This window comes from Neobacillus oceani, from assembly GCF_046237595.1.
Taxonomy (GTDB): Bacteria; Bacillota; Bacilli; order Bacillales; family Cytobacillaceae; genus Bacillus_D; species Bacillus_D oceani.
Genome location: NZ_CP143543.1, coordinates 2,390,143 through 2,403,232, shown reverse-complemented (window position 1 = coordinate 2,403,232; position 13,090 = coordinate 2,390,143). Strand labels below are relative to the sequence as shown.

The following is a 13,090-nucleotide window of genomic DNA, read 5'->3' as shown; positions in this document are numbered from 1 at the left end:
TACCGTAAAACTACAGGTAAACGAACCTCAATTACTATAACACATTATAGGGAAAAGTTAAAACAATAATACTGCCATTTACTGCCGCTTGGCTGTAATATTTATTGGCTTTTTTCTTTATTTCCCAACAGGATCCGTTCGAGTTCGACATTCCTTGTAGCCCTTTCTTCCACGGAGGCAAGGTCATATTTTTTAAGCAGGTGAAAAAGTTCATTCAGTGTCATTTGGTCCGGGGTCTCCATAAGCCTGGCTTCAAAAGCATCATATATAGTAGACGGAAGAAACCCCTTTTGGGTTTCATATTTTTTTTTGACATCTTCCAAACTGTGGTCAAGATTGCATTTTCCCAAGGTGATCATCTCCTTTTAAATTCGCTGCCCGCTGAAACTCCCAATTTATTAATCTGGATTTTGTTTTTATTAGCCTTCATAAACACGTAAAACATAAAGAAGAGGATCGCGCTAGAGGCACGAACTCCGGTGGAAATGGACATTGATACCCCTATATTGGTTGCTTCTAGTAGAAATACCCCAAATTGTGGTGCGATGAAACCGATTACAGCCAACAGAACATTATAATTGGCAATATAAGAGCTCCGGTTATCTTCCTTGGTCACATCTAATAGCTGATTGAACAGAATAAGGACTGTCCCGGAAACAAAAAATCCTGATAGGCCGTTCGCAATCGTTATATAGACAAGGTTGGTGGATAGGATCATCGATACCGGCGCGATAGCCATTCCCAATGCGAGCGGAATCATCATTTTTGAATTACCGTGTTTGTCAGCCATCTTTCCCCACAATTTAAAGCTCGCAATTTGGGCAAGTTGGTTTGCTACCGTAAAAATGCTAATCCAAAATCCATTTGCATGGGCATAACTGATTTGATAGATGCTGAACAATGGCCAGGCCATTTGCCAGCCAAAATTGAAATACAAACCGCAAATAAGAAAATAAAAATATGACTTATCGCTGAAAATCCTTAGATTCAGACTGAATCCGGAATGTTTTGGTTTATTCGCGGACTTTTCTTCCCGATGTTTCATTATGTAATACACTTCGGCCGCTCCGAACAGAACAGCCAGAAGGAAGAGAGCCTGATACGGAAATGGATTGCTTTTGTCGAATTGCTGCAAGGAGAGGCCAATTAGGAACGTAGTAGCCATCCCGACAATCGTCAATATCTTGTTTCTTTCGCTAAAAAAACCATTCCGCCGATGGTCAGGAATAAGATCCCTTATAAAAGATTGCCAGCTAAGCATGGCAAAAGAACCAGGGAAGTTCATTAATCCTACCAGAAGCACAAATACCCAGCTTCTATAAGCTTCAGGAACATAGATAACAAAAACCATGCAAAGAAGGAAACATCTCGTTGCGAGAACTGAATAGGCAGTAAAGTTTTTTTTCTCGCTAATCCTCCCCATCAAAATGGAACAAACCAGCATGGCGAACATTCCGATAAACTGTGGGAGGGAACTGATAAGCCCCACCTGATAATTCGACGCCCCCAGGACGCCAATTGCAAAAAGGGAAAAATAATTATTTGTTAAATTCTGTACAATTGTAGAAGCAATTCCATTTTTAATGCTGAACTTCTCGTTTGCTTTCACCGTTTCCGGGAGGTGATTTACGTTCAACGGATTCATCGTCCTTTAAATTATAAACCGATATTGGTAACTTCTTTTGTAATCATAAACCCGCACTAATGAACGTGCAAGATGAAATTTATCATTCCGATAAATAAATAAAAACCTTTTTCCAAACTTCTTTAAAGAAACAAAATTTCTACCACCTGAAATCATTTTTATCTCAGTCAAAAATCGTAGCGTATCATAAGGAATATAATAATTGAAGGAAAACGCGAAAAACAGGAAATGCAAATCGCATTTCCTGCCTCAAGCCTAATTAGAACCAGCCTCTGCAATGGCGTTTGCGGTTGTGTGCTCCACCGACATTTCCATCATATTCGTTACCGTAGTCGCCGTAGTTGTAATCTTCTGCTCCAGCGACGTCATACTCGTGGTCCCTTCTTCTCCGCGCACCTTCAATCCGAACCTTATTCGTGCGGATGATGACCTCGTCGGCGTCAATTTCCACCCTTCTGACTCGGTTGCGGTGATGGGCTTGGCCCATAGTGTAGTTATGATCGTAAGACATTTTTCTTTCCCTCCTTTCATTATTTATACTGTAACTTATGTAATGACAGAAGAACTTGAGTGGACAAGTATCCAAATTTCAAAAACTTTTTGTTTTTATTTATGTATTTGACGAATGGATATTTTGATCTAAACTGTCCACTCTAACTAAAAAGGGAACATGGAAGGAGGAGTTAATGATGGATTCAAAGAGGGTAAAGCAAATCCTTTCGTCATCAGCGGATATCGATGTAACGTATAACGGTGTTTCCGTTTGGATTGATGAGCTGCATGGTGATGGGGAAAGGGCTACAGTACATTTGAGAGGTCCGTTGGAGGAAAGAACGGTAGTTGATATAAGGGAACTTAAAGAGGTATAAGCGAAGCCCCGCAAAATGCGGGGCTCTTTTTACGCGTTATCGTCCGGACCGTCCCTTATCGATGACGGCTTCGGCTGTGTATTGCGATTAAAAGATTGAAGAGTATCCCTTCTAAAAAACCCAAGGTCTTTCCCGGCTCCCGGCAAGGTCTTTCCCATTGGGAGCTGTTCCAATTCTTTTCCTCTTGGCATCCTAATACCCCCTTTTGCCTTATTGTTGGCTTAGATGGAGTGTACCTATTCTTTTTCAGATGCTACTTTCCCTGGAAGGGAATTCTTGCGGCCCCTGGCTTTCGCCAATTCCGGTAGCCTGTCTTTCTTCCTCCGGGTTCATATTTCGCCATTGGTTTTTTTCGAAAAACTTCCCGTAAATAAGGGTGTCCGTCCTGATTTGGATGCTTTAGGAGCGCCATTAATTGTAATATGTCGTCCATTGCCCTATGCTGCTGGACCCCAGAAATTCCATGGGCTTTCAAAAGGGAAAGAAGGCTGCCGCTTGGGAAGCCGTATTGCTTCCAGGGAATATGCCTCATTGTGCAGTACCATTTTAGATCGTTTACCTCTGGATACATATGATAAAGGAAGCTTCTGTCAAAAGATGCGTTATGGGCCAGCACAGAATCCGGGTAGGAAAAAAGCTTTTTAATCTTTTCATCATCAAACGCTTTTCCCTCCACAAGGCTAAATGGGATTCCGTGTACTCTGAATGCGCCAGGATAATTGTGAATCGCCGCCGAAGAGATCGGCTCGCGAAGGAACGATGCCTCCTCAAGAGTATCAATTATCTCCCCTGTTTCTTCATTATATGTAAATAGTATAAGACCCAGCTCGATGATTTCATCTGCTCCCGGCTTAAGACCGGTTGTTTCAGTATCCGCCAGAAGGCCCGTTTTAATTTTTCCGGCCATAGTAGCATCCCCCTTGCAATAATGGGCTTCCTAAACGCCCAGTTAATGGTTATTGTACACTTTTGTCTGGCATTTGTCTTTCGTTTAAAACTTGGTTTCCTTTGCACCTCTTGATTGGCTTGGAACAAGGAACAATTTATTTTATTTTAAAAGAAGCGCCTTTCCAATAATTCGATTATACTTGGAATAGAAAATAAAATCCGTTAGGAGGAAAACCATGAATAACCATGAAATTGATTACAAGCTTTATGGGGATGATATGCAATTCGTTGAGGTTGAGCTAGACCCGAATGAAACGGTCGTTGCCGAGGCCGGAAGCCTGATGATGATGGAAGACGGCATTTCAATGGAAACGATTTTTGGGGATGGTTCCAGAGGGAACGGCGGCTTTATGGGGAAGATTTTCTCCGCCGGGAAGAGGATTTTGACGGGGGAAAGCCTGTTCATGACAACGTTCACGAATGTTGGAAGCGGAAAACGCCATGTTTCCTTCGCATCCCCTTATCCGGGGAAAATTATTCCTATGGATTTAAGTGAACTAGGCGGCAAAATTATTTGCCAAAAAGATGCATTCCTTGCGGCCGCGAAAGGCGTTTCAGTCGGAATCGAATTTCAACGAAAAATAGGCACCGGTTTCTTCGGGGGCGAAGGTTTTATTATGCAAAAGCTCGAAGGAGACGGAATGGCGTTTGTCCATGCGGGAGGGACAATCCATAAAAAAGAACTGCAGCCTGGAGAGGTATTACGGGTTGATACTGGCTGCCTTGTCGGTATGACGGCGGGCGTCGACTATAACATCGAATTTGTAAAAGGAGTTAAAACCGCCCTGTTTGGGGGCGAAGGCCTTTTCTTCGCAACACTTAGGGGACCGGGGACCGTTTGGATACAATCGCTTCCATTCAGCCGCCTTGCAAGCCGTGTATTTGCAGCCTTGCCTCATAGGGGCGGGGCCCGAGACGAAGGAAGCCTGGCAAAGGGCCTATTCAACATCCTTGATGGCGATTAATCTAAAAAAAAGAACTTGTGTACAGTCCTTTTCCGTGGTACAATAGCAAAGCGATGAGCTGAATTGTGTAAGCCGGGGAACATTCCTTTTAGGAACATGCGAATGTGGCGCGTGGTTCCCCGCCTCAATACGCAGAAAGGCGCCTGTCCTTGTGACAGGCGCCTTTCCTTTTATAGTTTTGCCAGGAGTTTGCTGAGCAGTTCGCTTGGGGTTATAGTTGCGTCTCCGCCTCCCTGGGCGAACGTTTCGTTTCCTCCCCCTCTGCCATTGATCAATGAAAGCGCACCGTTAACAGCTTCTTTCATGTTCCCTCTAGCATCGCTGCTTTTTGCGCAAACGAGCTGTAGCTTGTCCCCATTTTTCGCAACAAGTACTGCCCTCGTTCCATCCTCCACAACGATCGCTCTAGCCAGTTTCTGAAGTTCCTGGATCGGCCTGTTTTTAAACAAGCCAGTGACTGGAAGATCCGTATTTTCCCTTTTCAGCCGCATTTGGCCCGCTTCGGAGACGATCAGCCTATCATTTGCTTCTTCCAGCTTTTTTTCCAGCGAGTTTTTCGTCTCCAAAAGCTTAAGTATTGCAGCTTCCATTTCTTCCTGAGGAGCATTTAATAGCGGAGTAAGCTTGCCGAGAATGTGATTTTTCTTTGAAAATTGGCGGAAAGACCTGTTTCCGGCTACAAAACTGACTCGATATTTCTTCTTTTCTTTTTCTATTGCAAGGATTTTTATCATCCCTACCTCACATGTCGAGGAAGGATGGGTACCGCCGCAACCGTTGTAATCGAAATCGGGAATAATTACAAGCCGGATATCTTCTTCCACGGCCAAGGACTTTCGCAATGGCAGTTTTTCCGCTTCCTCTTTGGTCACCCATCTCTTTTCAATCGGCCGATTTTCGAGGACAATTTGGTTTGCCAGCTTTTCGGCTTCCTCAATTTGGCTGCTTTCGAGGGCGCTTGTATCAAGATCAATTGTTGATTCTTCCCTACCAAGATGGAATCCGACCGTCTTAAAAGCAAAAAGATTATCAAACGCGGCTGATAGGATATGCTGGCCGGTATGCTGCTGCATGTGGTCGAATCTCCGTTCCCAGTCGATTTTTCCTTCAACCAACCCAGTTTCGGCATCAAGGCTTGAGACAAGGTAATGCCGAATTTCCCCATCCACCTCCTCCACTCTGTTTACTTCTATCCCATTCAATGATCCAGTGTCATATGGCTGGCCGCCACCTTCTGGGTAAAATCCTGTCGATTCCAAAACGGCATACCATTCTCCGTTTTCATCCTCTCCCTGATTAATAAGGCTCGTTTGAAAAGAAGCCAGATAAGGATTTTCATAATATAATTTTCTCGTCATTGCGCGCCACCTCTGTATGTACAGTAAGTCCTGAATGTTAGTAGAATGCCTGTAACCTGATTATATTGCCTGGCCTTAAAAAGTCGATTGCCTGGCTCGAGTTCGTGAACGTTCCTCTTGCCCTTGATATCAATTCCGGCATTGACGGCGTGCAATGTGATTTCCGGCTTGAGACCGGCGATGGCAATCGAGATTCCAGGAAGCTTAAATCCCTTGGTCAAATTAATGAAGGCAGAAGTAGTTGATTCCACCTTTCCAAGCATCCCCCTTTTTGAACAATATTACCATATCCAAAAGTGCCATTACCTCATTTTATATTCCTTTAAAAATGAAATTTAGAAAAAAGAAAAAAGAAAACCTCCGGGATCTTCCAGAGGTTTATATTCCATGGCTTTTTGACTCATCGCGTATATGATTCATATGCGACTCGACATAAGCCCTTTCCATTCCATTGATATTCATTGTATTTCGTTCAGGGTCAAGATCTGTGATTCCTTTCTTCTTGTAAAAATAGTCCACAAAAAAGCCGAAACCCAAAAGAACAGCCGCGAAAATAAAAATGAACAAGATGAGCACAGCATCACCCCTTTTTTACCATTATACTATAGTAACGAAAACCAAACATAATCATAAGTGGCCCAAAAAATAGGTCACGCAATGTTCATTATTTGTGAAATAGTGAGCAAGATTTTATTCGTATAATGAAATTGTAAAACTTTACGTAGAATGGATGATAAAAATGGCCAAGTTGCTTTATATTTCAGCAAATCCAAAAGGTCCGAAAAAGTCCAAAGGCATGCAAATTGGTGAGGCTTTTTTACGATCTTTCATCGACGAACAGCCCAATATCGAAATCACAAAAATTGACCTATTCCAGTTTGACATGGTGCGGATGGATGCGGATCTAATCTCAGCCCGCGGTAAACTAGCGGCTTATGGAATGACATTTGAAGAGCTTACTAATAAGGAAAGGGCCAAAATCTCCAAAATGCATGGACTTGTCGATGAGTTTATCCAATACGATTACTTTGTGTTCGTCTCTCCTCTTTGGAATCTGGGATCCCCGGCCGTATTGAAAACATTCCTTGACAATCTATTTGTTTCAGGGAAGACTTTCGTCCACACAGCCAACGGCCCAAAGGGATTGCTGGCAGGAAAAACCGCCATCCATATCCAGACAAGGGGCGGCATGTATACAGGGCTTCCAGTGGCGGACCTGGAGTCAGGAGACAGGTATTTGAAAATCGCCCTTCGATTTCTCGGAATCCAGGTACTAGATACGATAATTGCAGAAGGCCTAGATGCTTTTTCCAAAAAAGCACCGGAAATTGTTGAAGATGCCAAAGTGCGGGCCGCGGACGCCGCTAAAGAGATGGCGAGCAAATCGGTCTTCATTTAAAAACCAAAATCGGAAGCTGGTCCCATAATTGGTGCCAGCTTATTCTTACTCCCCTTTCCTCTCTGCAATTTTTGCAAAAATGGCTCTATTAAGTTTCGGAGCTTATTTTTACTTCACGATTTGTTTTTTTCCTTCGCGGAAATTTGTTCATCTAAAAAAGAGGAAATTAAAAAAGGCCCTTCGGAGGACCTGTTTTAATGTATATCTCTCTTTTTGAAACGGCCGCCCCTAACTTCCGAAATATCAGCAAGCGCAAGGAAAGCAGAATTGTCATACCCCTGGACAATATCCTTTAATTTTGCCTCTTCCAGCCGGGTAATGACACAGAAGATTACTTTCTTATTGTCGCCAGAAAAAGCGCCTTCACCTTCCAAAAAAGTGACTCCTCGACCAAGGCGGTGAAGGATTGCATCCCCTATTTCCTGGTACTGATCGCTGATAATCCAGGCAGATTTTGATTCCTCAAGGCCCTCGACAACCACATCGATCGATTTGAACGCAATGACATAGGCTAGGATGGAGTACATCGCCCTGTCCCAGCTGAAGACAAATCCAGCAGCGCCAAGAATGAAAATATTGAAGAACATAATGATTTCACCAACAGAAAAAGGTGTTTTCTTCGTTATCAGAATGGCCAGGATTTCCGTGCCATCAAGGGCTCCTCCATATCGGATAACAAGCCCGACGCCAACCCCAACGGCCATTCCCCCAAAAACGGTCGCTAACAAGATATCATCCGTAAACGCTGGCACCGGATGAAAGAGGGCAGTGAAAATGGATAAGGCTGTAATCCCGAACAACGTAGAAAAGGCAAAGGTTTTGCCAATTTGTTTGTACCCTAAATAAAAGAATGGAATATTGAGGATGAAAATAAATAAACCGAGGCTGATGCCAGTAACGTGGGAAAGCATAATGGAGACACCGACAATTCCTCCATCAATGACGTTATTCGGGACAAGAAATATTTCCAGCCCGACCGCAGTCAATACGGCCCCTATAAAGATCCCAATCGTCCTTGCCGTGACCTGGACTCTAGTAAGCCGTTTATGTGTGGCCTTTTCATGTGTTAAATCTGTCATTCATGGACCTCCTTTTTTCTACATAATCTAATTATACAGGAACAAAGACCGCCTAACTCGTATAAATCCCTTTTTTCGGTAAATTTTTTTTGGTGCATACCAGCGTATTGGGATATTTTTTTACAAGAGGGTTTATTCCAAGCAGAAAAAGGTCAAAACAGTATTGAGGACTTTTTTAAAGGAGGCAGGATCATGGAGAACCTAAAAGAAATCAGGTACTGCGAAAACTGCAAGCAGGAAACGGAGCATCTTGCCATTGAGGACTCGCTTGAGATTGAATACCACTGCGCCGTATGCGGACAGAACACGGAAGTATACAAAAATTATTTTTAACTGAATGCGGGGGCCTTTCCAAATGGAAGGATAGCCCCCTTTTTTACTTCTCTAATCTCATTCCAGGCCATAAACCGATGTCTTGGGGCGTGGAGCTATTGGGCTTGGATTGTAAGAATGGTTTATTATGACAATGAAACCTGATTTTGCGCTTTGGTTGTCATGAATCCGTGCTTATCATGACAACGAAACCGGATTTTGGCCTTTGGTTGTCACGAATCGGTGCTTATTGTGACAACGAAATCGGATTTTGCCCCTTGGTTGTCACGAATCCGTGCTTATCATGACAACGAAACCCGATTTTGCCCCTTGGTTGTCACGAATCCGTCCTTATCGTGACAAGGAAACCCAATTTTGCCCTTTGGTTGTCACGAATCCGTCCTTAACGTGACAAGGAAACCCGATTTTGCCCTTTAGTTGTCACGAATCCTCGCTTATCGTGACAACAAAACCGCATTTTTCCTTTAGGTTGTCACGAATCCGTTCTTATTGTGACAACGAAACCGGATTTTGCCCTTTGGTTGTCACGAATCCCGGGTAAAATATAAATCACCATTAAAATCGGTTCGAAGAGGGTATACAATGCTAGGTATCTTTCATATCCGCATGCAAACCCAATTATTATTTTTGAAGGACGATTTCGGTTATGGTTTTTTTAAAAAAGTTTAAAATCCATTTGACCTTTTTTGCTTTTGGCGCTATAATAATTTTTGTGCCATAACGAAACGCACAAATTGAGGCCGCCTAAATGTAGAGCGAAAACCTTATATTTTTTATATCATGTCCCAGTAGCTCAGTAGGATAGAGCAACAGTTTCCTAAACTGTAGGTCGGAGGTTCGAATCCTTTCTGGGACGCTTAAAAACCCTTGAGTCTTCAAGGGTTTTTGTTTTCCCATTCCGTGTTGCTGATTTTGCATCAACTTCAACACTGCCGTTTAGTTACTGAATAATATGTCCAGGACAATATCCTCTGGACGTTTGCTTGTTAATGTTTCGAGATAGTTGTTTACCCTGTCCTCATACTTTTTAACGGAATTGCTGTCATGAAAGAATTCTGCGATTTGGCTTTCCATTCCCTGCCCACCCTTGCTTTCGATATCCAGGCGCATAACAAGGCCAAGCTTTTCGAGAGTTTTCAAATTGATTTCCTCCTGGCCAGGCAATGCGTGGAAAATAAAAATCGGCAGTCTTTTAGACAAACATTCACTTAGCGTAACTCCTCCTGGTTTTGTCACAATAGCGTCTGCAGACTCGTATAACTTATCCATCTCTTTCCTGCAACGGATGTATTCAAATGGCCGGACATTTCCTTTTCTCAGCGCGTTGAGCCGTTCATATAAGCCTTTATTCGTACCGCATAATATGGAATAATGGACTTCCCCTCTATCATCAATTTCCGAAAACATTTTTTCTATGGCCCCTATGCCAAGGCTCCCTCCTGTGACCAAAACGGATAACCCGGAAGAGTTTTTATTTCTATGAGAAAGGTTTTTTTTTCGTATGTATGGATGAATGGGAATCCCTGTCACATAGATGCCAGCTTCGTTTACTCCGCCAGACACTAAAAAATCACCGGCTTCCCTTGTCGGCACAAAATGGTAATCTATTTTCTTTTTCCCCCACACCTGATGGATGAAATAGTCAGTATAAACGTTGACTACAGGAATTTGCACCTCTCCCCTGCCTTTTAGGATGTTCAGCAAATAGGAAGGCAGTCCATGTGTGCAAACGATAAGATCGGGCGTTTTCTCTTCCAGCAGTTTTCTCATTGTCTTTAAAAATAACCATTCATACATCTTGAATTGTTTCTCAATTGAGGTTCCGGTATTTACATTCAACCGGTACACGATGCTGTATAACCGCGGAAACGCATGGATCCAGCCTAAGTAAATTTGGGAGACAGCCTTCTCCAGTTTCCCGAACGTATAAGAGAGGATGTCCACGACTTCGCATTCAACATCCGGCTGCTTTTCGGCAATACCGTCGATGATTGCTCTCGCTGCCTGGTAATGACCGGACGGGATTTGCAAAAAGGGAAGAAACAGGATTTTTTTGTTGGCTGTGTGTTCCATTCATATCCCTCAATCTGTTTGGCCTGGCCGGGCGTACACAGGGATACCATCAATTCCCTAGGTTTAAATGGCCAGTTAGCCTGTATAATCGAATACGGAGGTGACTTTCCATGAAATTATTCATTTTCGCCGCAGCCCTGTTTTTCCTTATTTGGGCCATTCGGCGTGCATATAGAAATACAAAGGACGTTGTTTTCACGAAAATTGCTATTGGACAGGGCTCAGGCGCTGTTCCAGTCCTGAACATCCTGCAGCTTTCAGATTTGCATCTTGAGAATATCTCCATTTCTCCTGAGGAACTGTTTGAAAAAGTTAAAAAGGAAAAAATCGACCTCATCGCCATCACAGGTGACTTCCTCGATCGGAAGCGTTCCATTCCAAGGCTTGTTCCGTACCTAAGAGCATTGCGGAAATTGGAAGCAAAATATGGAATGTACGCGGTGTTGGGAAACCACGACTATGTCCTGAAGGGGGAAAACCTTCAGTCTTTAAAAGACACGCTAAAACAGGAAGGTTGCAAACTCCTGCATAATGAAAACAGGCACATTATCGTAAATGGGCAACTCGTCAATATTATTGGCATTGACGATTTCAGTACAGGCCGGAGCAGACTAGAACCTTCCTATAAGGGGTTGAAGGACGGGATGAACGTGGTTCTGACACACGACCCGAATGTTGTTCTCCATATGAAGAATTACCATTTTGATTATTTGCTTTCAGGCCACTTCCACGGCGGGCAAATTTGTTATCCGAAAGCCTATCATCTTGTGAAGATGGGACGGCTTGTCAGGATGAATATGATCAAAGGCCTTCACTGGCACGATGGAAAGCCGTTCTATATTAACGAAGGGCTTGGACAAACCGGAGTTAATATTCGTGTAGGAAGCCGACCCGAAATTACCTTGCATCAATTGTTTCTCGCATCGGCAAAAAGTGCTTCACACCCCGCTGTCTAAAAAGCTGCCAACCCCTCGTTGGCAGCTTATTTTTCGTGGGTGGAGCTGTATAGCAATTTTAGCTTGTCCTTTGACATGACCAAATAACCGGGCAGCGTTTTTTTCCCAAGCCTTTGCAGTGAATTGCCATTTACTGAGAGGAGGAGAATTGGCAGGAATGTTACCCATTTTAGCCAGTTGTAAAAAGGATTTGAAATGGAGAAAACCTCAAATCCAAGCCGCTCCGCCCCCTTGCATAAAGTTGTAATCCCGATGATTCCTTTAATTTCTTCTGAGCGTTTATGGCTTTGGATAAAAGTTTCAATCCCCGGTAATGACCTCAGTACATGCTGATAAATAATCCTTGCCCTTCGCACATCACTCTTAATTGGGTATATATCCCTTAGAAGCCTGACGTTATGAAGGTGGATTTTTACAAGGACGTCATCCTTTGCAATTCGGGTTCCATCGGAAAGCAAAAGTTCACGCCCTTTATATTTTGTAAGCCTCACACGAAAAATATTGTTAGTATCATCGAGGTAAGTGAGCCTGGTGCAGCTGAAATAAAGCGGATCCAATACCATCCACGCGCTTAACAAATGTTGTTTCATGCCTTTTCTTCCTTTTTACGATTAATGATTTTTTAAATTCTGGCGCTCATCTATCAAGAAACCGGATAGTTGCCAATAAGGGAAGATGGTCTGAAGCATTGTTTTCCAATTTGTATACTTCGGAGCTAATGACCTTAAGGTTTTTTGTTGAGAAAATATAATCGAGCCGGCGAAACGGCCTCCTCGAAGGAAACGTATATCCCCCAGGCCCTTCGTTTGTTTCCACCCATACATCAATGAATGTTTCAGTCATTTTCCTCCACCCCCTGGAAGATGGGCCCATGTTCCAATCCCCCATTACGAGAAGAGGCAGTTGCTCCTTATTGGCCTTTTCCAATATAAACGCGATTTGCTTTCTGTGCTGAAATGGACCGAGGCTTAAGTGTGTAACCCAAACACTAATTTCCTTTCCTTCTATTTGAACTTTGGCCTCTAGCAAGGCCCGGGCTTCCGCCCTTTTTGGAAGGAAGTCATAAGGATGGTTCTCTGCTTTCACAATTGGAAAACGGCTGAGCAGCGCATTGCCAAACTGCATGTCGTTTCCGCCCTCCAGGTTTTCCGTTGTCAACGCAGGGCCATAAACATGGTCCATCTCCAGCTTCTCCGCAAGCCACTTGGCTTGGTCAAGAAATCCGCTTCTGTTTGAAAAAAAACGGTCCACTTCATTCAAGCCGATAACATCGGCCCCAGAGTCATTGATAATTCTTGCGATCCTCTTCAAATTAAGCTTTTTATCGGTTCCTTCCCCATGACGAATATTAAATGTCATCACTTTAAACTCCACTGCCCCACCTTCTTGCCGAAGAAATCACTTATATCTTTTCTCAAGCGGGAATCTTTATTAAATAACCCTCTATCCAATTATTTGCTTTCCT

Annotated in this window: 17 protein-coding genes and 1 tRNA gene; 6 read left to right on the top strand and 12 right to left on the bottom strand. The window is 43.3% G+C overall.

Going from position 1 to position 13,090, the window contains the following annotated elements; translation table 11 throughout:
* Positions 1-101: 101 nt before the first annotated feature.
* From V1499_RS12015 to V1499_RS12005, 3 genes are all read right to left on the bottom strand, one after another.
* Positions 102-350: a hypothetical protein gene (locus V1499_RS12015; protein WP_409270161.1), complete on the bottom strand. Its 249-nt coding sequence runs from the start codon at positions 348-350 to the stop codon at positions 102-104.
* A gap of 5 nt (positions 351-355) precedes the next feature.
* Positions 356-1,636, bottom strand: a complete 1,281-nt coding sequence (locus V1499_RS12010; protein WP_409270160.1) for an MFS transporter — start codon at positions 1,634-1,636, stop codon at positions 356-358.
* A gap of 268 nt (positions 1,637-1,904) precedes the next feature.
* Complete coding sequence (locus V1499_RS12005) at positions 1,905-2,156, bottom strand: hypothetical protein (RefSeq protein ID WP_409270159.1); 252 nt, start codon at positions 2,154-2,156, stop codon at positions 1,905-1,907.
* A 178-nt stretch (positions 2,157-2,334) separates the two neighbouring features.
* On the opposite strand from V1499_RS12005, the gene V1499_RS12000 reads away from it, so the two are divergent.
* A complete protein-coding gene (locus tag V1499_RS12000; RefSeq protein WP_409276284.1) occupies positions 2,335-2,514 on the top strand; it encodes a small, acid-soluble spore protein, H family in 180 nt (59 codons plus the stop codon).
* A gap of 29 nt (positions 2,515-2,543) precedes the next feature.
* On the opposite strand, the gene V1499_RS11995 is transcribed toward V1499_RS12000, so the two are convergent.
* The gene (locus V1499_RS11995) at positions 2,544-2,705 is read right to left on the bottom strand and encodes a hypothetical protein (protein ID WP_409270158.1); all 162 of its coding nucleotides are present in this window, start codon (positions 2,703-2,705) and stop codon (positions 2,544-2,546) included.
* A gap of 62 nt (positions 2,706-2,767) precedes the next feature.
* Positions 2,768-3,421, bottom strand: a complete 654-nt coding sequence (locus V1499_RS11990) for an exonuclease domain-containing protein (protein WP_409270157.1) — start codon at positions 3,419-3,421, stop codon at positions 2,768-2,770.
* A gap of 217 nt (positions 3,422-3,638) precedes the next feature.
* Here V1499_RS11990 and V1499_RS11985 point away from each other — a divergent pair, with 217 nt between their 5' ends.
* Positions 3,639-4,427, top strand: coding sequence for a TIGR00266 family protein (locus V1499_RS11985; RefSeq protein ID WP_409270156.1), 789 nt, complete (start codon positions 3,639-3,641; stop codon positions 4,425-4,427).
* A 170-nt stretch (positions 4,428-4,597) separates the two neighbouring features.
* On the opposite strand, the gene V1499_RS11980 is transcribed toward V1499_RS11985, so the two are convergent.
* From V1499_RS11980 to V1499_RS11970, 3 genes are all read right to left on the bottom strand, one after another.
* Entirely contained in the window at positions 4,598-5,785 is a 1,188-nt protein-coding gene (locus tag V1499_RS11980; RefSeq protein WP_409270155.1) for an alanyl-tRNA editing protein, read from the bottom strand.
* A complete protein-coding gene (locus tag V1499_RS11975) occupies positions 5,782-6,036 on the bottom strand; it encodes a hypothetical protein (RefSeq protein ID WP_409270154.1) in 255 nt (84 codons plus the stop codon). The genes V1499_RS11980 and V1499_RS11975 overlap by 4 nt, the downstream gene beginning before the upstream one ends.
* Before the next feature lie 127 nt (positions 6,037-6,163).
* On the bottom strand, positions 6,164-6,361 hold the full coding sequence (locus tag V1499_RS11970; RefSeq protein ID WP_409270153.1) for a hypothetical protein: 198 nt from the start codon (positions 6,359-6,361) through the stop codon (positions 6,164-6,166).
* 163 nt (positions 6,362-6,524) lie between these two features.
* Here V1499_RS11970 and V1499_RS11965 point away from each other — a divergent pair, with 163 nt between their 5' ends.
* The gene (locus V1499_RS11965) at positions 6,525-7,184 is read left to right on the top strand and encodes an FMN-dependent NADH-azoreductase (RefSeq protein ID WP_409270152.1); all 660 of its coding nucleotides are present in this window, start codon (positions 6,525-6,527) and stop codon (positions 7,182-7,184) included.
* 194 nt (positions 7,185-7,378) lie between these two features.
* On the opposite strand, the gene V1499_RS11960 is transcribed toward V1499_RS11965, so the two are convergent.
* Entirely contained in the window at positions 7,379-8,263 is an 885-nt protein-coding gene (locus V1499_RS11960; RefSeq protein WP_409270151.1) for a YitT family protein, read from the bottom strand.
* A gap of 192 nt (positions 8,264-8,455) precedes the next feature.
* Between V1499_RS11960 and V1499_RS11955 the strand changes: the two genes are divergently transcribed.
* Together V1499_RS11955 and V1499_RS11950 are read left to right on the top strand one after the other, a co-directional pair.
* The gene (locus tag V1499_RS11955; protein WP_409270150.1) at positions 8,456-8,596 is read left to right on the top strand and encodes a hypothetical protein; all 141 of its coding nucleotides are present in this window, start codon (positions 8,456-8,458) and stop codon (positions 8,594-8,596) included.
* Positions 8,597-9,378: 782 nt separating this feature from the next.
* Positions 9,379-9,452, top strand: a tRNA-Arg gene (locus tag V1499_RS11950).
* 80 nt (positions 9,453-9,532) lie between these two features.
* On the opposite strand, the gene V1499_RS11945 is transcribed toward V1499_RS11950, so the two are convergent.
* Complete coding sequence (locus tag V1499_RS11945) at positions 9,533-10,669, bottom strand: MGDG synthase family glycosyltransferase (RefSeq protein WP_409270149.1); 1,137 nt, start codon at positions 10,667-10,669, stop codon at positions 9,533-9,535.
* Positions 10,670-10,779: 110 nt separating this feature from the next.
* Between V1499_RS11945 and V1499_RS11940 the strand changes: the two genes are divergently transcribed.
* The gene (locus V1499_RS11940) at positions 10,780-11,625 is read left to right on the top strand and encodes a metallophosphoesterase (protein WP_409270148.1); all 846 of its coding nucleotides are present in this window, start codon (positions 10,780-10,782) and stop codon (positions 11,623-11,625) included.
* Between the two features lie 26 nt (positions 11,626-11,651).
* Here the strand turns inward: V1499_RS11940 and V1499_RS11935 are convergent, their stop codons facing one another.
* Together V1499_RS11935 and V1499_RS11930 are read right to left on the bottom strand one after the other, a co-directional pair.
* Entirely contained in the window at positions 11,652-12,215 is a 564-nt protein-coding gene (locus tag V1499_RS11935; RefSeq protein WP_409270147.1) for a YkoP family protein, read from the bottom strand.
* 46 nt (positions 12,216-12,261) lie between these two features.
* Positions 12,262-12,984: an endonuclease/exonuclease/phosphatase family protein gene (locus V1499_RS11930; protein WP_409270146.1), complete on the bottom strand. Its 723-nt coding sequence runs from the start codon at positions 12,982-12,984 to the stop codon at positions 12,262-12,264.
* Positions 12,985-13,090: the final 106 nt, after the last annotated feature.

Coding starts and splice junctions, on each gene's coding strand:
- V1499_RS12005 (WP_409270159.1), bottom strand. CDS start 2,156: ATGTCTTACGATCATAACTACACTATGGGCCAAGCCCATCACCGCAAC.
- V1499_RS12000 (WP_409276284.1), top strand. CDS start 2,335: ATGGATTCAAAGAGGGTAAAGCAAATCCTTTCGTCATCAGCGGATATC.
- V1499_RS11995 (WP_409270158.1), bottom strand. CDS start 2,705: ATGCCAAGAGGAAAAGAATTGGAACAGCTCCCAATGGGAAAGACCTTG.
- V1499_RS11990 (WP_409270157.1), bottom strand. CDS start 3,421: ATGGCCGGAAAAATTAAAACGGGCCTTCTGGCGGATACTGAAACAACC.
- V1499_RS11985 (WP_409270156.1), top strand. CDS start 3,639: ATGAATAACCATGAAATTGATTACAAGCTTTATGGGGATGATATGCAA.
- V1499_RS11980 (WP_409270155.1), bottom strand. CDS start 5,785: ATGACGAGAAAATTATATTATGAAAATCCTTATCTGGCTTCTTTTCAA.
- V1499_RS11965 (WP_409270152.1), top strand. CDS start 6,525: ATGGCCAAGTTGCTTTATATTTCAGCAAATCCAAAAGGTCCGAAAAAG.
- V1499_RS11960 (WP_409270151.1), bottom strand. CDS start 8,263: ATGACAGATTTAACACATGAAAAGGCCACACATAAACGGCTTACTAGA.
- V1499_RS11955 (WP_409270150.1), top strand. CDS start 8,456: ATGGAGAACCTAAAAGAAATCAGGTACTGCGAAAACTGCAAGCAGGAA.
- V1499_RS11945 (WP_409270149.1), bottom strand. CDS start 10,669: ATGGAACACACAGCCAACAAAAAAATCCTGTTTCTTCCCTTTTTGCAA.
- V1499_RS11940 (WP_409270148.1), top strand. CDS start 10,780: ATGAAATTATTCATTTTCGCCGCAGCCCTGTTTTTCCTTATTTGGGCC.
- V1499_RS11935 (WP_409270147.1), bottom strand. CDS start 12,215: ATGAAACAACATTTGTTAAGCGCGTGGATGGTATTGGATCCGCTTTAT.
- V1499_RS11930 (WP_409270146.1), bottom strand. CDS start 12,984: ATGACATTTAATATTCGTCATGGGGAAGGAACCGATAAAAAGCTTAAT.